We start from the raw sequence: 25887 nt of genomic DNA, 5'->3' as shown, positions 1-25887 counted from the left end.
CTTTTTACAATATTTTCAAAAACTAAACAATCTCGGCACTAAGCCCAGCTTCTAAAAGAAGTGTACATTGCGGTTTTAATTTGTCGATAGGACCTGTTTTTACAGTGCATTTTCCGTTGTAATGTACAATTAAGGAACATTGTTCTGCTTGTTCAGGAGTATGGTCACAAACACGCATAAGTGTGTCAATAACGTGATCAAAAGTATTTACATCGTCGTTGTAAAGAACAATTTCGTTATTGAAGACTGTAGCCTGCTTTTCGCGAACTCTTTCTTTTACTTTTTCTTTAGTACTCATTTTTTATAAGTTTTTGTACTTGTTTGTTGTAATTCCTTTATACTAATTTACGTATTTTAATGAAACCCAGTTGTTTCGCTGAAGCTTTTTAACATACGTTAAGCCTTTTTCAGTACATGAAGCATCGATAAAAGGAATATCTTCTTCATAAAAACCGCTGAATAGAATAATTCCTTTTGGGTTTAAACTATCTACATAAGCCTGCATATCGTTTAACAAAATGTTTCTGTTGATGTTGGCAATAATCAAATCGTATTTTTTTCCTGCCAATAATGCTGCATCGCCTTCATAAACGCTGATGTGTTTACAATTATTGCGTTCTGCATTTTCGATAGAGTTGAGGTAACACCAATTGTCAATATCGATAGCATCAATAGGTTCTGCGCCTTTCATTTCGGCTAAAATGGCTAAAATGGCAGTTCCGCATCCCATATCAAGAGTTTTTAAACCTTTAACGTCCATTTCCAATAAATGCTGGATCATCATATGAGTGGTTTCGTGATGACCAGTTCCAAAACTCATTTTAGGTTCGATTACAATATCAAATTCAGCATCTGTTTTTTCATGAAAAGGAGCGCGAACATGGCATTTTCCATCTACATCAATAGGTTCAAAGTTTTTTTCCCATTCTTCATTCCAGTTCACCTGATCGATTTCTTCAATTGTATATTCAATTTTAAACTCTTCAGACTGCAAAATATAAATATCATCGAGAATATTTTCGTCCCATAAATCTTTCTTCACAAAAGCCGAAATTCCGTTTTCAGTCTCTGTAAAACTTTCAAACGCTTTTTCGCCCAATTCAGCAACTAAAATTTCTGATCCAAATTCTTTTGGCTCTATCGTAAAGTGATATCCTAAATATATATTTGACATAAAAAAAATTTTTGCAAAGGTATGAATCAAATGCAAAAGTTGTTCATAAATAAATCAGAAACTGGAAATTATTAATGCTAACTTTGATCTTCTTTTATAGGAATTTTCACGTTATGAAGAATATGCTTATTATTTTACTCTTTCTTATCTTAAACGGAATGGGTTGTGTGAAAGAACATGATATTGTTCGGTCTTTTTGTTACTGGAAAACAGATTTGTACTTTCAGCAGGAAGATGATTCTTTGATTCATAAAATGGGTGTAAAACATTTATATCTCCGTTTTTTTGATGTAAACTGGAATCCATATTCCAAAGAAGCACTTCCAGTGGCCACAATCAGAAATATAGAACTAAACGAAAGCAATCCGGAAGTTACACCTAGTATTTTTATCGCAAATGATGTTGTTTTGAATACCAATAAAAAACAACTGGATAGTCTTGCTATTAGAATTGCGAAACGCGTGCAGGATATTGGTAAAAAAATGCTCGAGAGTAAGGCTCAAAGAAAAGCATCAAATATTGTTTATACAAGAAGTGATTATAATCAGGAAAACTATAAATCATTAAATTATGATTCAGTGCGATCTGCTGAATTGGCTAAATTAAAATTAGATTTTAAAGAGATCCTTATAGACTGCGACTGGACAGAAAAATCAAAGAAGAACTATTTTTATTTATTGGATAAAGTCAAAAATCAGTTTCCTAATGCTAAAATTGCGGCAACGATTCGTTTATGGCAGTATAAATATGCCACAAAAGCAGGAATTCCGCCAGTTGATAAAGGATTGCTGATGTGCTATAATATCACAAAACCAGATGATTTTCAGACTAAAAATTCAATAGGAACGAGTACAGAATTAGAACAATATTTAACCCATAGTGATTATAAACTAAAACTGGATGTTGCTTTGCCATTATACAGCTGGGCAGTTGTCTTTAGGGGAAATGAGTTTAAAGGAATTTTATCTGATTATGAAGATATAATCAACAATAGGAATAAGTTTAAGAAGATTGACAATGATAAATACCTTTTACAAGATGATATTTTGGTTGGCGGAACCTATTTGCGAAACGGAGACGAAATCAGAATAGAGAAAATTTCTGATGCTGAATTGCAAAAAATGATTTCGATTATAAAAAATAAAATTTCAATTGACGATCAGACGAAAATAACGTTTTTCTCTTTTGATAAAAAATACATTAAAGATTATGGAACCGAAAATATATCCAAATACTATGAAAGTTTTTAGCAGTTTGTTTTTGTTATTGGTTTTTCAGCTTTCGTCTGCATGCGGATGGAGTGTAGAACCCGAAACTTCTCGTTTAGCATTGTTTAAAGCAGAAAGAGCAGGTTTTTTTAAACTCACGCCGTTTTATTATTCGGCAGACTTGTATTATTCTACCAATACTATTTCTACAATCGATTGGGATGTAAATTGTAAAGAATGGCAGAAAAAATTAGGAGAAACTGTTAAACCTGAAGATGTTTATACTATTTTATACGAAACAAATTCTGAGCTGATTGAAAGTGCTTTTGAAAATAAAACATTACAAACAGCATTTCCTAAAAATACTTTTATACAGGCATTATTAAAGTCAAAAAACAAAGCTTATCTCAATTATATTGTATTTGCTAAGAAAATAGAATACAGCAGCAGCCAAGAAGTACAATGGGAATCATGGGGAAATATTGGATATGGAAATCAAAACCATGCATTACCTGATTTAGGAAGTTTTGATAAAAAAATAAATTCTGCCAAAGATGATTTTTTGAAACAGCGATATGCGTTTTTATATTTAAGATTTAGTTTTTATGCCGGAGATAAAAACCAGGTAATCAAATTGTATGATACTTATTTTACTAAAGAATCAAACACCATTTTGAAACCTTGGGCATTGTATTACAGAGCTTTGTGTATTACTGATTTTCCAATGCAGAACTATCTTTTAAGCAAAGTATTCGTTTCATGCGAAGAAAAATCATTTGCTGTTTTACAGCATTATAACTGGAAACTGAAAAATGAAACTTTAGCGTTGGCTCAAAACGATGCAGAAAGAAGCGCTATTCTAACGATCGAAAGTCTTAGAAATCCAGCACCAGATTTAGAAACACTAAAAAAAATACACGAACTCAATCCAAATAGTTTGTATTTGAGTTTTTTGATTGGTAGAGAAATTAATAAGTTAGAAGACTGGCTTTTAACACCGCAATATACAAATAATGGAACGCCTTCTGTTGTATTTGATAGTATGAGTTGGTATGATAATTATGCCAAAGCTAAAGCTGAAAATTACACCAAAGACATTTTTTATTTAAGACAAGTAAGGGATTTTCTAATTAGTATTCATGATAAAACTTCTGGCGAGCAAAGAGACTATTTGAGTGCAGCAATTGCACAAATTTTATTTTTGAATGATGAAATAGATTTAGGAAAGAAATATACTGCTATGATTTCTTCAAATGCTAATTCATCAATACAAATGCAGAAGAACATGTTATTGGCTTTAGTTTCTTTAAAACAAGATGATTTGAAGAACGAAAAAGTACAAAATCAGCTTTATACGTATTTCAATTCAATTGAAAATTTGGCAGAAAAAGATAATGGATTGTTTAAAAACTTATACAGTTTATATCGAATTGCAAGTGACGAATTCTACAAAAAAGGGGATACTGTTTTAGCAGGTCTCTTAAACATGAAATCTGATATTAAAAATGAAGGTGGATATTCTGTTTACGACAGTCCTTATTTTTATAGTTATATTGGTTATTTTGATCGTCATGCTACTACAGAAGATATAGATCGATTAATTGCTTTGCAGAAGAAAGATGATAAAACACCTTTTGAAAAATATCTTTGTACGGGAACCATTGCTTCTGATGTAAATTATTATAAAGATTTAAAAGGAACCATTGCTTTCAGAAATAATAATCTGGAATTGGCTTACGAAACATTTGCCAGCATGCCGAAGGATTTTTGGGATAAGAATTATGAGTATAAAAATTATTTGAATGAAAATCCTTTTACGCCAAAAATTCTTCAAAAACAGGAAGAGCGAAAATTCGATTATCACTTCAATAAAACAGATTTTATTGCCAAATTGATTCAGCTGAAAAAACAAAATACAGCATCTAGTAACCTGCAATTAGCGCATGCTTACTTTAATGTTTCGTATTTAGGAAACTCTTGGATGATGAGCGCATACGACTGGACTTCTGGAAGTTCTTATGTAGATTACATTTACGGTGACAACTCCGCCAATGAAAAGAAATACCAAAACGAAAATTATTACAATTTGAAAATGGCGAAATTGTATTATAAAAAAGCCTTAAAAATGTCCAAAAACAACAACGAAAAGGCAATGGCAAGTTTAATGATTTTCGAATGTAATTATTATGGATATTACGCCGATTTTATCGATGACAATAGACCTGCTTTTAAAGCTGGAAAAGAACTTCGTGATTTTTATTCAGTTTATAGTAAAACGTCAATTTTCAAAAAATACGATTGTCCGTTATTGTCGTCGTTTATTAATTGATTTATTTAATTAAAAATTAAAAATTAAAAATTAAAACTGAGTTGTAGTATCAATAAAAAAAGCGTTCGCACAGCGAACGCTTTTTTTATATAGCGATTTCAAAATCTAAAATCTAAAATCTAAAATCTAAAATCTAAAATCTAAAATCTAAAATCTAAAATCTAAAATCTAAAATCTAAAATCTAAAATCTAAAATCTTAGATAGCTGTAACAATAGCCAAGAAATCATCTGCTTTTAAAGCTGCACCTCCAATTAAACCACCATCTACGTCTGGTTTAGAGAAGATTTCTTTAGCGTTTTCTGGTTTTACAGAACCACCGTATAAAATAGAAACTTCATCAGCGATTTCACCTCCAAAAGCTTTACGGATAGTTTCTCTAATGAATTCGTGCATTTCTTGAGCTTGCTCTGGCGAAGCAGTTTCTCCTGTTCCGATAGCCCAAACTGGCTCGTATGCTAAAACAATTTTAGACCAAGATTCTTTTGCAATGTGGAATACACCATCACGTAATTGGTTTTCAACAATGTTGAAGTGATTTCCAGATTGACGATCTTTTAATTCTTCTCCAAAACAGAAAATAACTGTCATGTCATGTTTCAAAGCAGTATCTACTTTACTTGCGATTAAAGCATCTGTTTCGTGGAAAATAGCTCTACGCTCAGAGTGACCTAAAATTACGGTGTTAACACCAATGCTTGTTAACATATCTGCAGAGATTTCTCCTGTAAAAGCGCCACCTTCAGCTTGGTGAACGTTTTGAGCAGAAACTCCAATAGTTGTGTTTTTTAATTTTGCAGCTGCCGCTTGTAAGTTTACAAAAGTTGGCGCTACAATTACTTGTGCATTAGTTTTTGCTGGAACTTTAGCAATTAACTCGTTTAATAATTCTTCAGTTTGAGCTGCATTTTTATGCATTTTCCAGTTTCCTGCAACAATCGATTTTCTCATTTTGGTAGTTTTTGTTATTCTTTTAATTTTTTTGTTTGAATGACGTAAATCAAAATAACGGCATTTTAAGAACTGCCATTAAATTGATTTTATTTTAAGCTTTTAAGTGTTTCATTTATTTTATCGAAATCAGTTTCGATAGCACGGTATAAAACAATTTTCCCAGTTTTGTCGATAACAATGTATCTTGGAATCCAGTCTAAGTCAATTGCTTTTCCAAAAAGACCTTTCATCCCGTCGTTCATCATATAATGATCGCCTTTGTTTAATTCGTGTTTTTCAATTCCTGCTTTCCATTTATCAGCCGTTTTATCAGCCGAAATAAACAGGTAAGAAACATCAGGATTATTAGCTTGTAATTCTTTTAATTTCGGCATTGCTTTTACACAGTCGCCGCACCAAGAAGCCCAAACTTCGATTACTAATGTTTTTCCTTTGTATTTTTTTAAAATGTTTTTAAAAGTAGTCTGACTATCATCAGTTCCTAATAATTTTTCAGATAAAGCTTCTTTTGAAAAACTGGTTTTCTGAGCTTGAGAGCATGAAAAAGTAATAAATGCTATTACAGCTAAAGCAATTTGTTTCATAGTTATGTCAAAAATTATTTATAGCGGAATTTGAAATTCCACGTTTTGAATTGTGTTTTGCGAGCATTAAAAAATGGCTGCGAACAAAGTTAAACAAACAAATTGAAAGCCAAATGTAGATTAACAAAATTTGAAGAGACGTTTATTTTATAACAAAACAATCGGTTTTGGTTTAAAAAAGAGGAATGAAATCGTAATAGTTGGTCTGAAATTCGGCTTATTTTTAAAATGATTTTTGTAGAAGATGAAAATGATGTCAAAAAAATAGCATTTTAAAGAATTTTAAAGAGAAAAAAACGTCAGATTTGGAATAAAAAAGCCTTCAATAAAAATAATTATTGAAGACTTTTTTTGAGATTTTGATTAATTCAAATCATAATTTCCCGATGCCCATTTTTTGCATGGCACAATCCAGCCGTCTAATGCTTTGAACAAAAATCCATGTTTTAAACCAGTGTTTAGTTCAACTTCTTTAAAATGATTGATTTTCAGTTTTGAAGTTTCTTTTCTTCTTATTGCCGAAACACCATAAATATCTGATTTTTCATAAATTGTCAAAATATTTCCGCAGAAATTAATATCTGGAATTTTCTCAATATCAACATCTCTAAAGCAGCCAATAAAAACAAAATTTACATTTGGATTGGCTAAATACGTTGAAACATATTGTGCAATATAACCGCCTTTAGATGTTCCAATAACCGTTATTTTGTTAGGTGCAACACCTTTTTTTAATAATTCCTGAATCTGCTTTACAATCTTTTTGGCATAGTTTGGAACGTTAGTATTTTTGCTTCGAATTTCACTTAAAACAATAAAATTATCTTTTCTAAAAGAATTTAAAATTTCATTGTATTCGGCTTTTCCATATTCTGGGTGAAATTCGTTCAAATTATGTTCTTCAACAAATTTATTATGAAGAAAAAATATATAAGATTGGTCGTTATTTTTTTTATGCCCAAAACTTATAATACTAAATAAAATTGTAAAAGATAGGATAATTAGATGGCAGTGTTTTTTCATTGTGAATATGTATTTAAATTTTGACTAATCGAGTTTATAGGCGGCATTTTAATTTCTAAGTTTTCTATTGTGTATATGAATATTTAGCAATGACTCATTACAAATTTATTGTCTGAATAAAATTTATTCTGCTATTATTCAAATGTAGGAATATTATTTATAAATGAAATTTAGCATTTTTGGCTGAAAATAGTTTACAAAAGAAAAGCGCCGAAAAACTAAATTGTTTTCGGCGCCTATTGATATTATAATTCGATTAAAGACTATATGCTGTATCAGATAATTTTAAATCATCAATATCGTTGTAATGAAGTTTTTGAACTACAGTTCCTTTGTGTAAAACCACAATGCTTGGATTGGCTCTTTCAACTGTTTTTAGGGTAGTTGCGTCGCAGAAGTAAAAATCTACATTTAAATTGTAATCTTTTTTAGCTTTTGCGATTTCATCAGCTCCAGATGCGGTCATGGCAATAACTTTATAGCCTTTCGCTTTGGCATCTTCTGTAACTTTAGCTAATTTTTTCATGCCTTCTGGTTTCGATTTGCTTAAATCATAGGTTACAAAAATCACTAATTTTGGTTCTTGAAGCAATTCATCTTTATGATCAGCATCATCTTTTGTCATCGTAAAATCATGAATTGGCGGAACATAACCTTCTGTAATAACTTTATCTTTACGATCGACGAAAGTAGCGCCTTCTGGAATATTCATTAAATCTTTCTCAGTAAACTCTTTATCAACTCCGTTTACTTTGTAAATGAAAATCATTTCCACCACAGATTTTGGAGCGCCTTCTGGAATTTCCATTCCTTTCTGAATGTTGTTTCCAACTTTATACGGACGAAAATCTTTAATTGGATTATGATTTAAAACCCAATACGCCATAAAAGCCGATAGAACAACGCTTAAATAAACGACAAGATTAGTTTTTGAATTTGAAAATAAAGGTTTTATTAATTTTTGATTGATAAATAAAATCAAAATAAAGAATAATAAAATAACGTCTTTACCAAATGACTGCCAAGGCGTTAAGTGTAAAGCGTCTCCGAAACAACCGCAATCTTTTACTACATCAAAATAAGCAGAGTAGAAGGTAAGGAACGTGAAGAAAATGATTAAAAGTAATAATGCCCAGATAGTTTGTGTGGCTTTATAACCTACTAATAACATAACACCCAGAACGACTTCTAGAATTACTAAAAAAATTGCTAATCCTAAAGCCAGCGGCTCTAAAAAAGGCAAATTGAAAACCGGCTCACTAAAATATTCGGCCAGTTTATATGAAAATCCAACAGGATCATTCAATTTTATTAATCCAGAAATAATAAATAATACACCGACAAATAATCGGGAAAATTGAGTAATGATGTTTTTCATGACAAATATTTAGGGTTTTAATTCCAAATTTTTTAAATCCCAAAAACCAATTTTAAAGTTGGAATTTGATATTTTATTTTTTGAAATTTTATTTCGTAATAGGATTAAGGATTAAAGCAAAAACAGAATAATTAATCATATCCTGATAATTAGCATCAATTCCTTCAGAAACTAATGTTTTACCTTTGTTATCCTCGATTTGCTTAACGCGAAGGAGTTTCTGCAGAATTAAATCAGTTAAAGAACTTACTCGCATATCACGCCAGGCCTCACCGTAATCGTGGTTTTTGGCTTCCATTAAATCTTTGGTAAGCTGCACTTTAGCATCATATAATTCAGTTGCTTTTTCCACATCAAGATCAGGCTGGTCAACAACACCTAATTCTAACTGAATCAAAGCCATAATAGAATAATTGATGATTCCGATAAATTCTCCTTTTTCATCTTCATCAACTTTACGGATTTCATTTTCCTGTAAACTTCTAATTCTTTGTGCTTTTATGAAAATCTGATCTGTCAATGATGGAAGTCTTAAAATTCTCCATGCACTGCCATAATCTTTCATTTTATTGATAAACAAAGTTCGGCAGACTGCGATTACATTATCAAACTCTTGGGAAGTATTCTTCATTTATATGCTGTATATTTGCTAAAATTTCTTCAAAAATAAGGAAAAATTAAAGAGTTTCAAGTTTCAGGTTTCAAGTTTTTCTAAATAAATTGTTAACGGGATAAACGTTAAACCTGAAACTTGAAACAAATAAAACAAACAATACAATGACAATTAACTGTAAAGGAGAACTTATAGATTTGTCGATTCCTAAAGTTATGGGAATCCTTAATGTTACTCCAAATTCTTTCTTTGACGGCGGAAAATATAAAAACGAAAACGAAATTCTTTCGCAGGTTGATAAAATGCTTTCTGAAGGCGCAGCTTTCATCGATATTGGGGCATATTCGAGTAAACCCAGCGCAGAGTTTGTAACGGAACAAGAAGAAATTGACCGAATTGTTCCGGCAATCGAATTGATTTTAAAGCATTTTCCGGAAACTTTGTTGTCAATTGATACTTTTAGAGCAGAAGTTGCCAAAGCGAGTATAGAAAGCGGCGCGGCGATTATAAATGATATTGCGGCAGGAGAGTTAGACGAAAAAATGTTTGACGTAATTGCGCATTACAACGTTCCGTATATCATGATGCACATGCGTGGAAATCCGCAGACAATGCAGAGTTTGACACAATATGATGATATTAGTAAAGAAATGCTTTTTTATTTTTCTGAAAAAGTAAAAAAAGCGAGAAGTTTAGGAATCAACGATTTGATTTTAGATCCAGGCTTCGGCTTTGCTAAAACAACCGATCAAAATTATGAAGTAATGCAAAAAATGGAACTTTTCAATGTTTTAGATTTACCAGTTTTAGCAGGAATTTCTAGAAAATCAATGATTTATAAAACACTTGATATTGCGCCTCAAGAAGCTCTAAACGGAACCACTTTCCTAAATACAATTGCTTTAACTAAAGGCGCCAAAATTCTTAGAGTTCACGATGTGAAAGAAGCCGTGGAATGTGTTACTTTGTTTGGAAAGTTAACTACGGATTTTTAATGTCTATTATTTTAACACATAGAAACATAGATTTTATTGTGTTAAAAGGATTGAAAGAAACAAGTTTCCACACATAGCTTTGTTTGTTAATGTAAGTGAAACGTCTTCTGTAAGTTTCCAAAATCTATGATTCTATGTGTTTAAAATTAAATTGCTTTTTTATGAAATACCTTTCTCTACTTATAATTTGCCTTCTATTTTCCTGTGCAAAAAAAGAAGACGTATTGTTGCCAAAATCAAACATTTCAATTGTAAAATATGTACAAGATCATTCCCCAATTTACCTCTTTTTTAAAGTGGATGGAAAAGATACAATCGCAGATTTAAACCGGAAAAGCGCTATTATTTCAACGAACTGGATTTTCAACATAGACAAACGTTTGCCTTTGAAACTCGTAATTCCTGAGGTAATTAAAATGCAGGAAAAAAAGCGAAATGAAAAAATGCATCAAAACGAGGAATCTGAAAACTATTATTCATATGCAGATTCTGTTGGGAAGAATTTGGCATTTCTGCCTTTTACGAAAGTGTTTTATAAAATGGATAGACCTGAAAGAGGAAATTTTGTTGTGTACTTTAAAAAAGGGAAACAACAGGTTTTTATGGGAAATCAAGAAATTAAAATTTCAGAAATACTGAAACAATTCTACAGTATAAAATTTGACAGAGTCCCAAATTTGGTATTTTTATTCGATAAGAATATGAGTTATGAAGAATACATTCAATATAAAATTCTACTTCAAAAAGATGTGACTTATAATCTGGATAAACTTCCAGTAGAATTCATTTTTTAAAATACTGAATACTAAAAACTACGACTGAATACTTAAATTACTGATGATGATAAGGTTCGTTTCGTAAAATCGTAAATCCGCGGTACAATTGTTCGATGAAAAATAAACGTACCATCTGATGTGAAAACGTCATTAGCGAAAGCGAAACTTTTCCCTGCGCTTTTTTATAAACAGTTTCAGAAAAGCCATAAGGGCCGCCAATTACAAAAACCAAAGTTTTGACACCAGAATTCATTTTCTTTTGTAATTCTTCAGAGAATCCAACGCTTGAAAAAGTTTTTCCATTTTCATCTAATAAAATCAATTGATCTGTGGCAGAAAGTTTCGAAAGAATAAGTTCACCTTCTTTTTCTTTTTGCTGGCTTTCAGATAAGTTTTTTACGTTTTTGATATCTGGAATAACTTCCAAATCAAATTTGATGTAAAATGACAAACGTTTAGTATAATCGTCAATCAAAGTTTGAAGCGATTTATTATCTGTTTTGCCTATGGCGAGAAGTTTGATGTTCATTATTTAAGTTTTTTGCCATGAATTTAATTTAAACACATAGAAATATAGTTTACTTTATCTGCAAAAGGCGCTTCACTAATTTAAATGCACATAGCTATGTGTTAAAGCTTGCTTTTTATGTAAACTTAAATAGAAACAATAAAAAATCTATGTTTCTATGTGTTTCAATTTTTATGAAAAGCTAATTTTAATTATTGTTTTTTATTTTCAAAAACAGATTCAAAGTGTTCTACAATTGGAAATGGCTCGTAATAATGATGCAAAATCTTTTTCCATTCCAAATACGCTTTAGAAGTTCGAAAACCAATTGTATGATCTTCTAATGTGTTCCAATCCACTAATAAAAGGTATTTGTTTTCAACTTCCAGACACTTTTCCAAACGATGCCCTAAATATCCATCAATTGAAGAAATATATTGACTTGCTTTCGCAAAATCAGCTTCAAATTGAGAGGCTAATTCTGGTTTTACATAAAGAAATGCTCCTTCTAAAATCATATTTTATATATTTTTTTTCACGCAGATTTTACAGATTTAGGCAGATTTTATTTTTGATATTTTAATATAAAAGAAATCTGCGATCATCAGCTTAAATCTGTAAAATCTGCGTGCAATCTTCGCACAGATTAACAAATGTTAGTTTTTAGAAAACTTGGCTTCAAAAGATTTAAAACGACTATCTAAATCTTTTAGTAATTGTTTTTTAACCGAAGCATCTTGAATAAAACTGTAATTGATGCTGTTATAAACGTATTTTTTTATCGTTTCGTAATTCACATCAGGGTATCTTTTTGCGAGTAAAACATATTGTTCAGTCATATTGCTTCTTAAAATACCCGCGTCGTCAGTGCTGATTACAATTGGCACATTAAATTCTTTGTAAAGTGTAAACGGATGTCTGTTTTCTTTTACTTTCAAAATGAATTCATTGCTCACCAAATTAATTTCAATCGGAATATTCTTTTCAGACATATATTTCAGCAAATCATATGAATTGGCTTCGTAAGCAATATCAACTCCGTGACCAATTCGGTTTGCACCAGCAATATAAATCGCATCATTAATATGCCAGGTTAATTCTTCTGGTTCAACCAATCCTAAGGTCAATTCGCCCGCATGAAGCGTATATTTTACATCTGGAAATTTTGAGTGGCAATATTTAAACATTACCATGTGAAGCCAGTAATCCTTCATAGAAGTTTTTCCATGTTCTGGAGAAACAATATTTACACCAGCCGTTAGTTTGCTTTCGCTTGACGAAATAAAAGCAATGACCAGATTTTTGAATAAATCTACTGGTTCCATAAAACGAAGCACAAAATTTTGATAACGCATGGTGAATTTTTCATCATCGATTTTTAAATCTTTATGCAGTTTTGCTAAGAAATTGGTATTGAAATTATCAGCATATTTTTTAGCATCTTTTTTCTGAAGCGATTTGTATAATTCATCTAAAAGCTTAAGAACCGCTTTTTCGTCTTTTTGATCTGCTGCTTGACGTAATTTCGAGTTGAAATCTGTTAAATCAGAAACGTTCATATCGCACGGAATTGTACTTAACTGCGTTTCTATATAAAGAACATTTTCAGCGATAGCACGTTTTTTTAATTCCAGCATTCCTTCTGCAAAATGACCGCTGATGGTAGGTTCGAATTTTTGAAAAGAATCAAAAAACAAATCATCAGAAGGTACAGAAACGCCGTTATAATCTTTAGCCGACCAAGTTTGTATGACTTGCTGCTCGTAATAATCTAATTTTCCTTTGGCTGCAAGAGATGAAAAGTTTTCCCAGTTTCCTTTTTCGGGTTTGGTTTTAGAAACCGCCATAGTTTCAAGATTCAGATAAAAGTCTTCTGCAATTGCTCTTTCTAAAAGCGGTTCTGCATAAACAGATCCTGAAAAGTGATGGTGTAAATCGCCTCCTTTAGGCATTTGTTGAAAGAAAGCGGTTAAGAGAGCTTCATTATTTCTGATTTTTTCTAAATAACTCTCAGCTGATTGAGAAAAGCCAATTTGTGCTATAAAAATGCAGAAAAGTGTAATTATTCTTGTCATACTCTAAGATTAAATTACGCGCAAATATACGATTTTTATTTGAGGTTCAAAGTTGCAAAGTAACAAAGGGGCAAAGTTTAGAATAAATGAGTAATAGCAAATTAAATAAAAAAGGCGCACTGCAGTGCGTCTAACGTATTGGAACATTCGTTATGTAAACGCATTGCGGCGGTGATTTTTTAACGCAAAGTTCGCAAGGTTTTGTTACAAGGTAGACTTGGTATAAACGCAAAGTTCGCAGAGCTTTGTATAAAAAACTTTGCGAACTTTGCGTAATCCTTTTGCGCTCTTTGCGGTTAAAAAAGAAAGACACACTGCAGTGCGTCTCTACAATAAACCTTTGTCGCTTTGAACCTTTGTGACTTTGTCCCTTAAGAGAAAAGTACATCACGAATTTCTTCGACCTTATCGAAAACGCTTTTCGCGAAAGGACAAAGCGGAATAATTTTCACATTATTGGCTCTAGCATAATCTACTGCTGCTAAAACCAGTTTTTTACCCACACCTTTTCCATTAAATTCCGGACTCACTTCTGTATGGTCAATGATGAATTTTGAATCTCCTGCCCAAGTGTATGTCATTTTTCCAGCTTCTTTTCCGTCTTCAATAGCGTCAAAAGAGCCTCTTCTTGTATCGTTTGTTTGTTGAATTTCCATGATAATTATATTAATGTGGTTTTGATTTCGATTGTATTTGTCAATGTTTTGTGAATTGGACAACTGTTTGCAATCGTCTCTAATCTACGTCTTTGCTCGTCGTCAACTTCGCCTATTACTTCAATTCTTCGGGTAAATGAGGTGCAATTTCGTTCTGAATCTCTTTCAAAATCAATCTTGACATTGATTTCTTCGACGTTCCATTGTTTGCGATTAATATACATTCGTAAAGTAATTAATGTGCAAGACGCCAATGAAGAAGCCAAAAGTTCAGTTGGATTTAAACCTAAATTTTTTCCGCCTAATTGCTGAGGTTCATCTGAAATTAAAACATTTCCACTTGCAGAAGTGATTTCTGTGCGATACAAACGTGTATCTATTTTTGCCGAAACAGTATCCATAATTATTTGATTCTTGGTTCTGGTAATGGTACAAATTCAGTTTCGCCTGGAACTATTGGGAAAGTCTGAGCTGTCCAATCTTGTTTTGCTTTTTCGATGAGGTTTTTATCCGAAGAAACAAAGTTCCAAAAGATAAAATGTTCTTCAGGAAACGGCTGTCCTCCAAAAATATAAACTGTAGAATTTTCGGAAATTTCAAATTCACAAAGTGTGCTGTCGGTTGTAATTAATATCTGTTTTGGATCGTAAACATGTTCGCCGCTTTTGATGCTTCCTTCTAAAATATACAATCCGCTTTCGCCAAATAAATCTTTTCCAATATTAATTTTTTGCGCTTCTTTGCTTTTAATTTCAATAAAATACAACGGACTATAAACTGGAACTGGTGATTTTTTCCCAAAAGCTTCACCAGCAATCAATTTGAAAGAAACTCCGTTTTCTTCCCAAGCTGGAATATCTTGTGCTTCAACATGCGTGAAATTCGGATCCATTTGTTCCAATTCTTTTGGAAGTGCCACCCAAATCTGCAATCCGTGAAGCATTTTATCTGAATGTCTTAAATATTCAGGAGTTCTTTCAGAGTGAACGATTCCTTTTCCAGCCGTCATCCAGTTAACTGCGCCTGGTTTTATTTCTAATTCTGTTCCCAAACTATCGCGGTGCATTATACTTCCTTCAAATAAAAAAGTAAGTGTTGAAAGTCCAATATGCGGATGCGGAGGAACATCCATATTTTCATGGTCACTTAAATGAGCAGGTCCCATATGATCGATAAATACAAATGGTCCAACGGCTCTTTTTTCACGGAAAGGCAATAATCTACCAACCATAAAATTGCCAATATTGGCAGCACGTTCTTCGATAATTAAACTGATGTTTGACATGTGATATTATTTTGATTTGAAAACAAAATTACAATAGCAATACTTGTTTGTAACTTAATTTAGATTAAGAAAAGTTGTTTTGGTATTATAAAAGTAAGGAAAATGTCTAATTTGTTCAAATTGTTGATTTTGAAATATTTGTGTTCTTTTGTCAGGCTGAGCGAAGTCGAAGTCCCGCAAAGTGATTCAGCAAATGTGACTTCGACTTCGCTCAGTCTGACAACACTGATTAGATGTCTTTTTTAGAATTTAAATTTTAATCCGTCAATTCAAACTCCAAAACGTCACTTTCAGTCCCGTTAATAATAATTGATAATTGATGGATTCCGGTATGAAAAACACGTGTTGTAATTAATTTAAAAGATTGATTTCTTTCAATCTTTGTTAACTGATTGGGATGATAGATTTTTTCACTGATTTTGAAGACTTTCTTTGCCAAATGTCCTTTTGCTTTTTTATAATGAACGGCATATTCCAAGCGAACTGTTTTGGGGTCTTTGTTTTTATTATTTAAGTGAAAATGAAACTGCAGATAATCTCCAATTTTTACTTTTGGTGTTTTGATTTCAAAAGACGAAAGTTCAATATTCGTGCTTTCTAAACCATAATGACCTAAAATTTCAGGATGTCCTTGTTTTAATAAAGTGCGGCAGCCGTGCTTGATAATTCCATCGGTTTCTTTGCTATGACCTTTCCATCGTGAAGCGATTTCAAGTACGATTTGTGGATTATCTTTGGCAATATCATTTAAATTATTGGCAACGCTTCTGCGAACATATTCTGATGGATCATTTTTTAGATTTTCTAGAATAGGAAGTATAGATGCAGGATCTTTTTTAAGAAACGGAATCGCCATTGCCCAAGGTAATCTCGGTCTCGAACCTTCGCTTGCTAATCTACGAACGTGATGATTTTCGTGTAATGACCATTTGATCATTTCGTTGATCATTCTTTCTTTATATTTCAAAATAAATGGACGAACAGCAAACTCACAGCTTATAAATTGTGTTATAGAAACAAATGCTTTTACCGAAGTTTCAAAATCATCTATACCGTACATTTCGATATAATCGGCAAAGAAGATGAAAGCAAGATTTCCATCAGTAAAGCTATTTCTCTTTAAGTTTTCGATAATTTTATCAAGTAAAGAAGCGGCTTCTGCAAAATTTTGAGGCATGAATTGATGAAGCACAACAGTTGTATGTTTCATTCGTTCTTTCCATTCTTTCTGCACAAAATCACCTTCGTAAATGGCTTCAATAAATTTCTGTTTATTGAATGAAGGATGCACTTCGGCAACAGCCTGACCAAATTTTTCGTAAAAAGAAACTGAATAAATATCTTTAATTAATCCCATAAATTTTGCATGATTGAGTATCAAAGATATTTAATGTTTTTCTATTTTTTCACCATTAAGGCATTAAGTTTATTAAGGTTTTGAGCTTAATTTTTCTTAATCAATAGATTGCTTAAAAGAAATTTTTAAAGCTGATCGTTTAATTAAACTAGCATTAAGAAGTTTGAACTTAATTTTCTTAATGTCTTAATGGTTAAAAAAGAAAATTTTAATGTTTTAAAATACTTTTCGCAGAAAGGAAACTTTTAAATCCATAAAATATGTCCTAATTTAGCATATTATTAAAAATAGAAAAATGATAAGCGAAGCTCAATTTCAAGCAGAATTACAACTTTTGATAAGCAATGCCATAAGAGAAGATGTTGGTACAGGCGATTATAGTTCGCTGGCCTGTATTCCTGATACCGCTCACGGTCAGGCAAAATTATTGGTAAAAGACCAAGGAATAATTGCTGGTGTTGAACTTGCCAAAATGATATTTGAATATGTAGATCCAAAATTGAAAGTAAAAACTTTTATTGAAGATGGAACGAATGTAGAATATGGCGAAGTTGTTTTTGAAGTTTCTGGAAGTTCACAATCTATTTTAAAAGCCGAAAGAGTAGTTTTGAATACGATGCAGAGAATGTCTGCAATTGCTACTAAAACCAATCAATACGTACAGCTTTTGGAAGGAACTGGAGCCAAAATATTGGATACTCGTAAAACCACTCCAAATTTCAGAGCTGCAGAAAAATGGGCTGTAAAAATTGGTGGAGGAGAGAACCATCGTTTTGCGCTTTACGATATGGTAATGTTAAAAGACAATCATATTGACTTTGCAGGTGGAATTACACGTGCCATTGCTAAAACAAAAGAATATTTAAAAGAAAACAATCTGGATTTAAAAATTATTGTTGAAGCTCGAAATTTAGACGAAATCAGAGAGATTTTGCAAAGCGAAGGCGTCCACAGAATCCTGATTGATAATTTTAATTATGAAGATACTAAAACTGCTGTAGAATTGATTGGCAATAAATGCCAGACGGAATCTTCAGGAAATATCAACGAAAAAACCATCCGCGAATATGCTTTATGCGGAGTAAATTATATTTCATCAGGAGCTTTAACGCATTCTGTTTACAACATGGATTTGAGTTTAAAGGCTTTTTAATGGAGCTATAAATTTTGAGTTATACATTTATGAGTTGATTTATATAATCCAAACTCAACAATCTAAAATCAAAAAATATGTCGAAAGAGATAGAAGATCGGATTGAGAAAATACCTGTGGTTCGTTCTATAGCCCGACTTTTTAAAAGAATAAAACTACCTTGGCTGGAAGGCTTTTCGCTGTATGATTTACTCGAAATGTATACTTTAGGAATTCTTGAAGGTGCATTTTCATATCATGCCAGCGCAGTTTCTTTTAGCTTTTTCATGGCTTTATTTCCTTTTGCACTCTTTATTTTAAACTTGATTCCGTACATTCCGATAGAAAATTTTCAAGATGACTTCCTGCAATTTGTGCAGCAGAATGTACCGCCAAATACTTTTGATGCCATTAGTAAAATCATCAGTGATATTTTAAATAATAGTCATTCGGGCTTATTATCATCGGGATTTTTGCTTTCGATTTTTTTAATGGCGAACGGAATTAACGGAATCCTGAGCGGTTTCGAATCTTCTAAACACGTTTTTGATAAACGTGGTTTCTTCAGGCAATATCTGGTTGCGCTCGCAATTTCCTTAATAATGACTTTTATATTGTTTGTGACAGTAGCAATAATTGTCGTTTTTGAGGTATTTATTCAAAAAACAATCATTCAGGATGTTCTAAGTGATCGCATTCCGCTGATTATTTTGGGACGATATTTGTTTGTGGTTTTAATGATTTTGATAACATCTTCAATATTATTGCGTTATGGTACAAAACAATATAATAAAGTGCCTTTTATAAGCATTGGATCTGTTTTTACCACAGTCTTATTTGTTATATCTTCGTTCTTTTTTGGGATTTGGGTTATAAAATTTTCAAAATATAATGAACTTTATGGTTCTATTGGGACATTATTAATTCTAATGTTTTATATTTGGATAAACTGTATGATTCTGCTTTTAGGGTTCGAATTGAACGCTTCTATCAGAAAATTAAAACAAAAAAAAGAAAAATAATATGAAAAATTTGATGCTAACTATCGGAGTGTTCTTCTTTGCCTTGACCATGCAAAGCCAAAGTGTAATTGGAAAATGGAAAACAATCGATGATGAAACAGGAGAAGCAAAGTCTGTAGTAGAGATCTATGAAAAGTCAGGAAAAATTTATGGTAAAGTGGTAGAAATTACACGTGAAAGCCATAAAAAAGACGTTTGTGTAAAATGCGAAGGAGCAGAAAAAAATAAGCCAATTTTAGGAATGGTTATCATTAACGGTCTTAAAAAAGACGGATCAGAATACAATGGAGGAACTATTTTGGATCCTACAAATGGCAAAAAATACAAATGCTATATTTCATTAGAGTCTGCTGATAAACTAAAACTTCGTGGATATATCGGAATTTCTTTAATGGGAAGAACCCAATACTGGACAAGAGTAAAAAATTAAATTTATAACAACTAATGCGAAAATTAGTATCGATAATTTTATTTCTGGTCATTGCTTCAAATAGCTTTGCACAGTCTAAGAATTCGCCATTACAAATAAGTCATCTTACGGGTGACTTTTATGTTTATAAAACCTATAATGATTATAATGGAGTGAAAATTTCTGCCAATGCTCTGTATCTGGTTACAGATAAAGGGGTTGTGCTTTTTGATGCTCCATGGGATAAAACACAGTTTGAACCTTTAATCGACAGTATAAAAACAAAACACAATAAAGATATTGTTATGGTTTTTGCGACGCATTCGCATGACGATCGTGCTGGCGGATTGGATTTTTATAGAAAAAAAGGAATCAAAACTTATTCAGGAAATTTAACTGACAAAATCCTTAAAGAAAAAAAAGAACCAAGAGCTGAATTTGTACTTCCAAACGATACCACATTTACAGTTGGAAATCATAAATTTGAAGTGTATTATCCAGGAAAAGGACATGCGCCAGATAATATTGTGGTTTGGTTTAATAAAGAGAAAATATTGTACGGAGCTTGTTTTATAAAAAGTGCCGAAGCCGAAGATTTGGGGTATTTGGGTGATTCTGATGTGAAAGAATGGGAAAAATCAATTAAAAAAGTTCGGTATAAATTCAAGAATCCGAAATATGTTATTCCGGGACATGAAGGCGGAACAACCAGTAAGTCTATAAATCATACCTTAAAATTGGTTCAGGATTATAATCTTTCAAAAAAGGGTTCCCCAAAAACTGGAAAGTAATATTTTTGCCTGTTCATATACCACCATTTGATGCATTTTATTGAAGTCATTTTACCGCTTTCGTTAGCTAAAACATTTACATACCGTGTTTCTGAAGCTGAATTTCATTTCATAAAGAAAGGAATGCGCGTTGTAGTGCCTTTTGGTAAAAGTAAAATGTACACAGCATTGGTATTAGATATTCATCAAAATGCACCTACATTATATGATGCTAAAGAAATTCATCAGATTATTGATGAAAAACCAATAGCAACTGCAGAGCAAATTAAACATTGGCTTTGGATCGCTAATTATTATATGTGCAGTATTGGTGATGTCTATCGTGGTGCTTTTCCAACAGGTTTATTGCTAGAAAGTGAAACTATTGTCACAACAAAACCCGATACTCTTGTAAATGATTCTGAACTTGCCGATGATGAATTTTTAATTTATGAAGCCCTGCAGCATCAGAGTTCTTTGAGAGTTCAGGATATTGTTTCGATTCTGAATAAAAAGAATATCTTTCCAATTCTTCAAAAAATGATATCTAAAGATATTATTGTTTTGGAAGAAGAAATAAAAGAGACATACAAGCCTAAATTAGTGCGTTACGTGAAATTGCATACTAAGTATGAATCTGATACTGGTTTACAGGAACTGCTTGAGGTTTTAAAAAGTGCTAATAAGCAAAAGGAAATTGTTCTAACGTATTTTCAGCTTAGCGCTTCTGAAAAGAAACCAATTACTGTAAAGAATCTAACTGAAGCTTCAAATGCGACTCCGGCCACTATAAAAGCTTTAATTGAAAAAGAAATTTTCGAAGAGTATTTTTTACAGCACGACAGGGTTAGTTTTAATGGAGAAAAATCAGAAAAAGAACTCCAATTAAGCGATGCTCAGGAAAATGCGTTTAAAGCAATAAAAAACAGTTTTGCTGAAAAAGAAGTTTGCCTGCTTCATGGTGTAACTTCGAGTGGAAAAACCGAAATCTATATAAAATTAATTGAAGAATATCTGCAGACAGGAAGACAGGTTTTGTATCTGCTTCCTGAAATTGCACTTACTACACAATTGGTTTCGCGTCTGCGTCTTCATTTTGGTGATAAAGTAGCCGTTTTTCATTCGAAATACAGTAATAATGAAAGAGTTGAGGTTTGGAAACAGACACTCGAAAATTCTGAAAAAGCTCAAATTGTAATAGGAGCGAGGTCGGCTTTATTTCTGCCGTTTAAAGATCTGGGATTGTTAATTGTAGATGAAGAACATGAGCAGACTTTTAAACAAACCGATCCAGCGCCAAGATACCATGCAAGAGATGCAGCGATAGTTTTGGCAAATTACCATGATGCCAAAGTTTTATTAGGTTCTGCAACACCAAGTATAGAAACTTATTTTAATACCCAGACTGATAAATACGGTTTGGTAACACTTTCAGAACGTTATAAAAACGTTCGTATGCCTGAAATTGTTTTGGTTGATTTAAAAGATAAGCACTTCAGAAAAAGAATGACAGGGCATTTTAGTGATCTTTTAATAGAAGAAATTGCCGAAGCATTGTCATTAGGTGAGCAGGTGATACTGTTTCAAAATAGGAGAGGATATTCTCCTATTATAGAATGCCTTACTTGCGGGCACGTCCCTCATTGCCAGCAATGTGATGTGAGTTTGACATATCATAAATTTAAAAACCAGCTTCGTTGTCATTATTGTGGATATTCTATTGCAAAACCAACTAATTGTCATAGTTGTTCCAGTATCGATTTAACGACAAAAGGTTTTGGTACAGAGCAGATAGAGCAGGAGCTTGCTGTGCTTTTTCCTAAGGCGAAAACTGCTCGTATGGATCAAGATACAACGCGAGGCAAATTTGGTTTTGAAAAGATTATCGATACTTTTAAAAACAGAGAAATTGATATTTTGGTCGGCACACAAATGCTGGCAAAAGGTCTTGATTTTGATAATGTAAGTCTGGTCGGAATTATGAATGCAGATAATATGCTGCATCACCCTGATTTTAGAGCTTTTGAGCGCAGTTTTCAGATGATGACACAAGTGGCGGGAAGAGCTGGAAGATCAGAAAAACAAGGGAAAGTAGTTATTCAAACCTACAATCCAAACCACAACACAATCCAGCAGGTTACAAACCATAATTATATAGGTATGTACAAGGAACAGTTGTATGATAGACAGATTTATAGATATCCACCTTATTTTAGGATTATAAAACTGACCTTAAAACATCGTGATTATGAGAAATTAAAAGAAGGATCGATGTGGCTGTATCAGGTTTTAAGCCAGAACTTAGGAATGCCGGTTTTAGGACCTGAAGAACCTGCAATAAGCAGAATACGAAACGAATATATAAGGACTATTTTAATTAAGATTCCTCAGAACCTGCATTTAGGTAATACTAAAAAAACTATTCAGAAAATGCTGAATAGTTTTGAGGCTGTGGCTCAATACAGAGCTGTAAAAGTGGTTGTAAACGTCGATTTTTATTAATTAAGACGACGTTGACAATGCTTTTACTAAATCTTCTTTTTTGTTTCGGCTAAGCGGAATTTTGGTAATTCCGATTTCGGCAAATTTGCTGTTAAAGCGTTCTACTTTATCGATATTAATAATATAGGATTTGTGAACACGAATGAATTTGTCTTTCGATAAATCATTTTCAAATGATTTCATGGTCGAAAGCACCAAATTACTATCATCTTCGGTAACCACTCTTACGTAATCCCCAAAAGCTTCGATCCATTTGATTTTTGCTGTAAAGATTTTTAGTTTTTTAAGGTTACTTTTAATGAAAATATGTTCGCCTTCTTCTTCTTTTACTTCTTTTTTAAGAAGGTGCATATCAATAGCTCTTTTTACAGAAGCATTAAAACGATCGACCGCAATTGGTTTTTGCAGGTAATCAGTGGCATCATAGTCGAAAGCTTTTAAAGCATATTCGGCTTTAGAAGTAATGAATATAATCTGCGGTTTTGATTTTAAACCATCAAGGAAGTCAAAACCGTTAATAACAGGCATTTCTATATCAAGAAATATTAAATCGATATTATTTAATGAGATACAACTTTTTGCTTCTATTGCATTAGAAAAGTCCCCGATTAAGTGCAAACCTGGGTGATTATTAACTAATTTTGCAATAATTGTCCTCTGTATAGAACTATCATCTACAACAACACAGTTTAGTTTCATAACATTTAAAATTATATAAATTCAGGATAGCAGTAGTAAATGTATTGTTTTTTTATAGAAAAAACTAAAATCGACGGCGATTTTTTGTTTTTAAACGAATAAAAGGAGAAATGTGTTGGATATATAAATTAAATGATTACTTTTGCACCCAATTTTAACAAATAAATTTTTTATTTATGAATCATTATGAAACTGTTTTCATTTTAAATCCCGTTTTATCTGAGGTTCAGGTGAAGGAAACAGTAACGAAATTTGAAGAATTTCTTACTAGTAGAGGAGCTGAAATGGTATCGAAAGAGGATTGGGGTCTTAAAAAAATGGCTTACGAAATCCAAAACAAAAAAAGTGGTTTTTACCATTTATTCGAATTCAAAGTAGCTGGAGAAGTTCTTGTAGCTTTTGAAACTGAATTCAGACGTGATGAAAGAGTTATGCGTTTCTTAACTGTAAGTTTAGATAAACATGCTATTTCATGGGCTGAGAGAAGAAGAGCAAAATTAAAATCTACTAAAGCGTAATTATTATGTCTACAATCGAACAATCTGCAAAAGGAAAAAAAGACGGAGATATCAGATATTTAACGCCTTTAAACATTGAAACTAACAAAACTAAAAAGTATTGCCGTTTCAAAAAATCAGGAATCAAATACATCGATTATAAAGATGCTGATTTCTTATTGAAATTCGTTAATGAGCAAGGAAAAATTCTTCCTCGTCGTTTAACTGGAACTTCATTAAAATACCAAAGAAAAGTTTCTGTAGCTGTAAAAAGAGCTCGTCACTTAGCTTTAATGCCATACGTGGCCGATTTATTAAAATAATTAAAAACTCTAGTCGCTGGTTTCTGTTATGCAGAACCTAACTTCTAAAATTTAAGGACAACAACATGGAACTTATTTTAAAACAAGACGTACAAAACTTAGGATTTAAAGATGATGTAGTATCTGTAAAACCAGGTTACGGACGTAACTTTTTAATTCCTCAAGGATTCGCTACTTTAGCAACTCCTTCTGCTAAAAAAGTTTTAGCTGAAAACCTAAAACAAAGAGCACACAAAGAAGCGAAAATTGTTGCTGATGCTAAAGCATTAGCTGAAACTTTAAAAGCTCTTGAAATTAAACTTACTGCAAAAGCTGGTGGAGAGAAACTTTTTGGTTCTATCACTAACATCGATATCGCTGAAGCTTTAGAGAAATCTGGAAATGCTATCGATAGAAAATTCATCACTAGCGGTGTTGTAAAACGTATTGGAAAATACAATGCTACAGTTCGTTTACACAGAGATGTAATCGTTGAATTACCATACGAAATTGTTGCTGAAAAGTAATAGTTTTAAAATCTATATTAAAATCCCGATGCAAATCGGGATTTTTTTTTGATGTCATTGCACAAAGCAATCTAGTCTTTTAAATTTTAATAAATAGGAACGAGATAAATTCGGTCCTCACAATGATATGAAGTACGCAAGATTAACAAAAGAACAGTTTGATGAACTGCATAATGAATTTGCCAGTTTTTTAGCAACACAGGCAATTGATAAAGCAGAATGGGATTTACTAAAAGTAAATAAACCTGAAGTTGCAGAGCAGGAATTAGATATTTTTTCTGATTTAATATGGGAAGGCGTTTTAGGAAGAGCTGAGTTTTTGGAGCATTTTTCAAAAAATCATATTTTTTTATTTCAATGTTTTGATACTTATGTCCAATCTATAGTGCTAAAGTCATTAGTTCCTGAAACCGACTTTTTAACGAAAGAAGGTTTGCAGTGGCTGAGCGATAATATGTTTACAGAAAATATCGAAATGAAAGTGGGTAAAAAGGTATTTACTGAAGAAAGAAATGTTTCTATTTTTGAACTTATTAAGCAAGGCGCTTTTTTAAGTGACGGACAATTATTCACTCAAATAAATACAATTTTAGAATCTTAATTATAAAATTGTAGCTTAAGTAATACAGTAAAAAGATAAACGACTGGTGTTAAGTTGTTTATCTTTTTTTGTGTTTTTAACTTTTGTTTATAGTTATTTCTTTTTTAAAGCCCGTATTTCTACTCGTTTTTTTATTTTTATTCAAAATTTTAAGATTTTGGTTTAAAATGAATTCTATTTTCATTTTATTCTTACAAAACTGTTAAAAATCAATCGTTATAGTTCTTTTTATTGTAGTATTTTACTTTCAAAAATTAATTTTAACATAAAAAAACTAAAATTTTAGTAATTTTTTTACGTTTTATTTTCCTGCTTAAAATTACTGTTTTTTCTTATATTTACTGGGGTTCTGGATTGTTTGAGATTTTATAAATGAAAAAAATATAGGAAAATTACACTTGTTTTATTTTTTTGTTTTTTTTAATTTTAGAATAGAAAAGTTAAACAAAGTTTTCCGCCCAATAAACAGATTTGTTTTTAACTATTACTAAAAATAAAATATACGCATTCAT

28 protein-coding genes are annotated in these 25887 nt (G+C 31.9%); 13 read left to right on the top strand and 15 right to left on the bottom strand.

The window, feature by feature from the left end:
• Window positions 1-22: 22 nt before the first annotated feature.
• Together J0383_RS01730 and prmA are read right to left on the bottom strand one after the other, a co-directional pair.
• Window positions 23-298 carry an ATP-dependent Clp protease adaptor ClpS gene (locus tag J0383_RS01730; RefSeq protein WP_207296734.1) on the bottom strand — a complete coding sequence of 92 codons (276 nt, stop codon included), beginning with the start codon at window positions 296-298 and terminating at the stop codon, window positions 23-25.
• 42 nt (window positions 299-340) lie between these two features.
• Window positions 341-1174 carry a 50S ribosomal protein L11 methyltransferase gene (prmA, locus tag J0383_RS01725; RefSeq protein ID WP_207296733.1) on the bottom strand — a complete coding sequence of 278 codons (834 nt, stop codon included), beginning with the start codon at window positions 1172-1174 and terminating at the stop codon, window positions 341-343.
• 113 nt (window positions 1175-1287) lie between these two features.
• Between prmA and J0383_RS01720 the strand changes: the two genes are divergently transcribed.
• Together J0383_RS01720 and J0383_RS01715 are read left to right on the top strand one after the other, a co-directional pair.
• Window positions 1288-2424: a hypothetical protein gene (locus J0383_RS01720; RefSeq protein WP_207296732.1), complete on the top strand. Its 1137-nt coding sequence runs from the start codon at window positions 1288-1290 to the stop codon at window positions 2422-2424.
• Window positions 2384-4711: a hypothetical protein gene (locus J0383_RS01715; RefSeq protein ID WP_207296731.1), complete on the top strand. Its 2328-nt coding sequence runs from the start codon at window positions 2384-2386 to the stop codon at window positions 4709-4711. The genes J0383_RS01720 and J0383_RS01715 overlap by 41 nt, the downstream gene beginning before the upstream one ends.
• 197 nt (window positions 4712-4908) lie before the next feature.
• Here the strand turns inward: J0383_RS01715 and tpiA are convergent, their stop codons facing one another.
• From tpiA to J0383_RS01690, 5 genes are all read right to left on the bottom strand, one after another.
• Window positions 4909-5661, bottom strand: coding sequence for a triose-phosphate isomerase (gene tpiA / locus J0383_RS01710; RefSeq protein WP_207296730.1), 753 nt, complete (start codon window positions 5659-5661; stop codon window positions 4909-4911).
• An 89-nt stretch (window positions 5662-5750) separates the two neighbouring features.
• The gene (locus tag J0383_RS01705) at window positions 5751-6248 is read right to left on the bottom strand and encodes a TlpA family protein disulfide reductase (protein ID WP_207296729.1); all 498 of its coding nucleotides are present in this window, start codon (window positions 6246-6248) and stop codon (window positions 5751-5753) included.
• A 363-nt stretch (window positions 6249-6611) separates the two neighbouring features.
• Window positions 6612-7271, bottom strand: coding sequence for a lipase family protein (locus tag J0383_RS01700; protein ID WP_207296728.1), 660 nt, complete (start codon window positions 7269-7271; stop codon window positions 6612-6614).
• A gap of 256 nt (window positions 7272-7527) precedes the next feature.
• On the bottom strand, window positions 7528-8649 hold the full coding sequence (locus J0383_RS01695; RefSeq protein WP_207296727.1) for a BT_3928 family protein: 1122 nt from the start codon (window positions 8647-8649) through the stop codon (window positions 7528-7530).
• Window positions 8650-8737: 88 nt separating this feature from the next.
• Entirely contained in the window at window positions 8738-9280 is a 543-nt protein-coding gene (locus J0383_RS01690; protein ID WP_207296726.1) for a DUF1599 domain-containing protein, read from the bottom strand.
• Window positions 9281-9426: 146 nt separating this feature from the next.
• On the opposite strand from J0383_RS01690, the gene folP reads away from it, so the two are divergent.
• Both folP and J0383_RS01680 read left to right on the top strand, forming a co-directional pair.
• Complete coding sequence (folP, locus tag J0383_RS01685; RefSeq protein ID WP_207296725.1) at window positions 9427-10257, top strand: dihydropteroate synthase; 831 nt, start codon at window positions 9427-9429, stop codon at window positions 10255-10257.
• A gap of 161 nt (window positions 10258-10418) precedes the next feature.
• The gene (locus J0383_RS01680; protein ID WP_207296724.1) at window positions 10419-11051 is read left to right on the top strand and encodes a hypothetical protein; all 633 of its coding nucleotides are present in this window, start codon (window positions 10419-10421) and stop codon (window positions 11049-11051) included.
• A gap of 37 nt (window positions 11052-11088) precedes the next feature.
• On the opposite strand, the gene rlmH is transcribed toward J0383_RS01680, so the two are convergent.
• The 7 genes from rlmH to J0383_RS01645 all read right to left on the bottom strand — a co-directional run bounded on the left by rlmH (window position 11089) and on the right by J0383_RS01645 (window position 16914).
• Window positions 11089-11562, bottom strand: coding sequence for a 23S rRNA (pseudouridine(1915)-N(3))-methyltransferase RlmH (gene rlmH / locus J0383_RS01675; protein WP_207296723.1), 474 nt, complete (start codon window positions 11560-11562; stop codon window positions 11089-11091).
• A gap of 191 nt (window positions 11563-11753) precedes the next feature.
• Complete coding sequence (locus J0383_RS01670) at window positions 11754-12059, bottom strand: antibiotic biosynthesis monooxygenase family protein (RefSeq protein ID WP_207296722.1); 306 nt, start codon at window positions 12057-12059, stop codon at window positions 11754-11756.
• Window positions 12060-12197: 138 nt separating this feature from the next.
• On the bottom strand, window positions 12198-13616 hold the full coding sequence (locus J0383_RS01665) for an amidohydrolase family protein (protein WP_207296721.1): 1419 nt from the start codon (window positions 13614-13616) through the stop codon (window positions 12198-12200).
• A 371-nt stretch (window positions 13617-13987) separates the two neighbouring features.
• Window positions 13988-14272 carry a GNAT family N-acetyltransferase gene (locus tag J0383_RS01660; RefSeq protein WP_207296720.1) on the bottom strand — a complete coding sequence of 95 codons (285 nt, stop codon included), beginning with the start codon at window positions 14270-14272 and terminating at the stop codon, window positions 13988-13990.
• A 5-nt stretch (window positions 14273-14277) separates the two neighbouring features.
• Entirely contained in the window at window positions 14278-14673 is a 396-nt protein-coding gene (locus tag J0383_RS01655) for an OsmC family protein (RefSeq protein ID WP_207296719.1), read from the bottom strand.
• A gap of 2 nt (window positions 14674-14675) precedes the next feature.
• Complete coding sequence (locus J0383_RS01650) at window positions 14676-15557, bottom strand: pirin family protein (RefSeq protein ID WP_207296718.1); 882 nt, start codon at window positions 15555-15557, stop codon at window positions 14676-14678.
• A 256-nt stretch (window positions 15558-15813) separates the two neighbouring features.
• Entirely contained in the window at window positions 15814-16914 is a 1101-nt protein-coding gene (locus J0383_RS01645; RefSeq protein ID WP_207296717.1) for a DNA alkylation repair protein, read from the bottom strand.
• 295 nt (window positions 16915-17209) lie between these two features.
• On the opposite strand from J0383_RS01645, the gene nadC reads away from it, so the two are divergent.
• The 5 genes from nadC to priA all read left to right on the top strand — a co-directional run bounded on the left by nadC (window position 17210) and on the right by priA (window position 22749).
• Window positions 17210-18067 carry a carboxylating nicotinate-nucleotide diphosphorylase gene (nadC, locus tag J0383_RS01640; RefSeq protein WP_207296716.1) on the top strand — a complete coding sequence of 286 codons (858 nt, stop codon included), beginning with the start codon at window positions 17210-17212 and terminating at the stop codon, window positions 18065-18067.
• Window positions 18068-18144: 77 nt separating this feature from the next.
• Window positions 18145-19068, top strand: a complete 924-nt coding sequence (locus tag J0383_RS01635; protein WP_207296715.1) for a YihY/virulence factor BrkB family protein — start codon at window positions 18145-18147, stop codon at window positions 19066-19068.
• Between the two features lies 1 nt (window position 19069).
• On the top strand, window positions 19070-19498 hold the full coding sequence (locus J0383_RS01630) for a DUF2147 domain-containing protein (RefSeq protein ID WP_207296714.1): 429 nt from the start codon (window positions 19070-19072) through the stop codon (window positions 19496-19498).
• Window positions 19499-19512: 14 nt separating this feature from the next.
• A complete protein-coding gene (bla-B1-FLAV, locus tag J0383_RS01625; RefSeq protein WP_207296713.1) occupies window positions 19513-20268 on the top strand; it encodes a subclass B1 metallo-beta-lactamase in 756 nt (251 codons plus the stop codon).
• Between the two features lie 30 nt (window positions 20269-20298).
• A complete protein-coding gene (gene priA / locus J0383_RS01620; protein WP_207296712.1) occupies window positions 20299-22749 on the top strand; it encodes a replication restart helicase PriA in 2451 nt (816 codons plus the stop codon).
• On the opposite strand, the gene J0383_RS01615 is transcribed toward priA, so the two are convergent.
• On the bottom strand, window positions 22750-23448 hold the full coding sequence (locus J0383_RS01615; protein WP_026729423.1) for a LytR/AlgR family response regulator transcription factor: 699 nt from the start codon (window positions 23446-23448) through the stop codon (window positions 22750-22752).
• A 176-nt stretch (window positions 23449-23624) separates the two neighbouring features.
• Between J0383_RS01615 and rpsF the strand changes: the two genes are divergently transcribed.
• From rpsF to J0383_RS01595, 4 genes are all read left to right on the top strand, one after another.
• On the top strand, window positions 23625-23966 hold the full coding sequence (gene rpsF / locus J0383_RS01610) for a 30S ribosomal protein S6 (RefSeq protein ID WP_026729424.1): 342 nt from the start codon (window positions 23625-23627) through the stop codon (window positions 23964-23966).
• A 5-nt stretch (window positions 23967-23971) separates the two neighbouring features.
• On the top strand, window positions 23972-24268 hold the full coding sequence (gene rpsR, locus J0383_RS01605; protein ID WP_002987043.1) for a 30S ribosomal protein S18: 297 nt from the start codon (window positions 23972-23974) through the stop codon (window positions 24266-24268).
• A 65-nt stretch (window positions 24269-24333) separates the two neighbouring features.
• On the top strand, window positions 24334-24774 hold the full coding sequence (gene rplI / locus J0383_RS01600) for a 50S ribosomal protein L9 (RefSeq protein ID WP_135220367.1): 441 nt from the start codon (window positions 24334-24336) through the stop codon (window positions 24772-24774).
• A 127-nt stretch (window positions 24775-24901) separates the two neighbouring features.
• The gene (locus J0383_RS01595) at window positions 24902-25375 is read left to right on the top strand and encodes a DUF6495 family protein (protein WP_207296711.1); all 474 of its coding nucleotides are present in this window, start codon (window positions 24902-24904) and stop codon (window positions 25373-25375) included.
• The last annotated feature ends 512 nt before the right edge of the window (window positions 25376-25887 follow it).

Source organism: Flavobacterium endoglycinae (assembly GCF_017352115.1).
In the GTDB taxonomy this organism is placed as follows: Bacteria; Bacteroidota; Bacteroidia; order Flavobacteriales; family Flavobacteriaceae; genus Flavobacterium; species Flavobacterium endoglycinae.
This window is presented reverse-complemented; position numbering and strand designations above follow the sequence as displayed.

Excerpts from the sequence above, each read along its gene's own strand:
- J0383_RS01730 (WP_207296734.1), bottom strand. The coding sequence starts at position 298 with ATGAGTACTAAAGAAAAAGTAAAAGAAAGAGTTCGCGAAAAGCAGGCT.
- prmA (WP_207296733.1), bottom strand. The coding sequence starts at position 1,174 with ATGTCAAATATATATTTAGGATATCACTTTACGATAGAGCCAAAAGAA.
- J0383_RS01720 (WP_207296732.1), top strand. The coding sequence starts at position 1,288 with ATGAAGAATATGCTTATTATTTTACTCTTTCTTATCTTAAACGGAATG.
- J0383_RS01715 (WP_207296731.1), top strand. The coding sequence starts at position 2,384 with ATGGAACCGAAAATATATCCAAATACTATGAAAGTTTTTAGCAGTTTG.
- tpiA (WP_207296730.1), bottom strand. The coding sequence starts at position 5,661 with ATGAGAAAATCGATTGTTGCAGGAAACTGGAAAATGCATAAAAATGCA.
- J0383_RS01705 (WP_207296729.1), bottom strand. The coding sequence starts at position 6,248 with ATGAAACAAATTGCTTTAGCTGTAATAGCATTTATTACTTTTTCATGC.
- J0383_RS01700 (WP_207296728.1), bottom strand. The coding sequence starts at position 7,271 with ATGAAAAAACACTGCCATCTAATTATCCTATCTTTTACAATTTTATTT.
- J0383_RS01695 (WP_207296727.1), bottom strand. The coding sequence starts at position 8,649 with ATGAAAAACATCATTACTCAATTTTCCCGATTATTTGTCGGTGTATTA.
- J0383_RS01690 (WP_207296726.1), bottom strand. The coding sequence starts at position 9,280 with ATGAAGAATACTTCCCAAGAGTTTGATAATGTAATCGCAGTCTGCCGA.
- folP (WP_207296725.1), top strand. The coding sequence starts at position 9,427 with ATGACAATTAACTGTAAAGGAGAACTTATAGATTTGTCGATTCCTAAA.
- J0383_RS01680 (WP_207296724.1), top strand. The coding sequence starts at position 10,419 with ATGAAATACCTTTCTCTACTTATAATTTGCCTTCTATTTTCCTGTGCA.
- rlmH (WP_207296723.1), bottom strand. The coding sequence starts at position 11,562 with ATGAACATCAAACTTCTCGCCATAGGCAAAACAGATAATAAATCGCTT.
- J0383_RS01670 (WP_207296722.1), bottom strand. The coding sequence starts at position 12,059 with ATGATTTTAGAAGGAGCATTTCTTTATGTAAAACCAGAATTAGCCTCT.
- J0383_RS01665 (WP_207296721.1), bottom strand. The coding sequence starts at position 13,616 with ATGACAAGAATAATTACACTTTTCTGCATTTTTATAGCACAAATTGGC.
- J0383_RS01660 (WP_207296720.1), bottom strand. The coding sequence starts at position 14,272 with ATGGAAATTCAACAAACAAACGATACAAGAAGAGGCTCTTTTGACGCT.
- J0383_RS01655 (WP_207296719.1), bottom strand. The coding sequence starts at position 14,673 with ATGGATACTGTTTCGGCAAAAATAGATACACGTTTGTATCGCACAGAA.
- J0383_RS01650 (WP_207296718.1), bottom strand. The coding sequence starts at position 15,557 with ATGTCAAACATCAGTTTAATTATCGAAGAACGTGCTGCCAATATTGGC.
- J0383_RS01645 (WP_207296717.1), bottom strand. The coding sequence starts at position 16,914 with ATGGGATTAATTAAAGATATTTATTCAGTTTCTTTTTACGAAAAATTT.
- nadC (WP_207296716.1), top strand. The coding sequence starts at position 17,210 with ATGATAAGCGAAGCTCAATTTCAAGCAGAATTACAACTTTTGATAAGC.
- J0383_RS01635 (WP_207296715.1), top strand. The coding sequence starts at position 18,145 with ATGTCGAAAGAGATAGAAGATCGGATTGAGAAAATACCTGTGGTTCGT.
- J0383_RS01630 (WP_207296714.1), top strand. The coding sequence starts at position 19,070 with ATGAAAAATTTGATGCTAACTATCGGAGTGTTCTTCTTTGCCTTGACC.
- bla-B1-FLAV (WP_207296713.1), top strand. The coding sequence starts at position 19,513 with ATGCGAAAATTAGTATCGATAATTTTATTTCTGGTCATTGCTTCAAAT.
- priA (WP_207296712.1), top strand. The coding sequence starts at position 20,299 with ATGCATTTTATTGAAGTCATTTTACCGCTTTCGTTAGCTAAAACATTT.
- J0383_RS01615 (WP_026729423.1), bottom strand. The coding sequence starts at position 23,448 with ATGAAACTAAACTGTGTTGTTGTAGATGATAGTTCTATACAGAGGACA.
- rpsF (WP_026729424.1), top strand. The coding sequence starts at position 23,625 with ATGAATCATTATGAAACTGTTTTCATTTTAAATCCCGTTTTATCTGAG.
- rpsR (WP_002987043.1), top strand. The coding sequence starts at position 23,972 with ATGTCTACAATCGAACAATCTGCAAAAGGAAAAAAAGACGGAGATATC.
- rplI (WP_135220367.1), top strand. The coding sequence starts at position 24,334 with ATGGAACTTATTTTAAAACAAGACGTACAAAACTTAGGATTTAAAGAT.
- J0383_RS01595 (WP_207296711.1), top strand. The coding sequence starts at position 24,902 with ATGAAGTACGCAAGATTAACAAAAGAACAGTTTGATGAACTGCATAAT.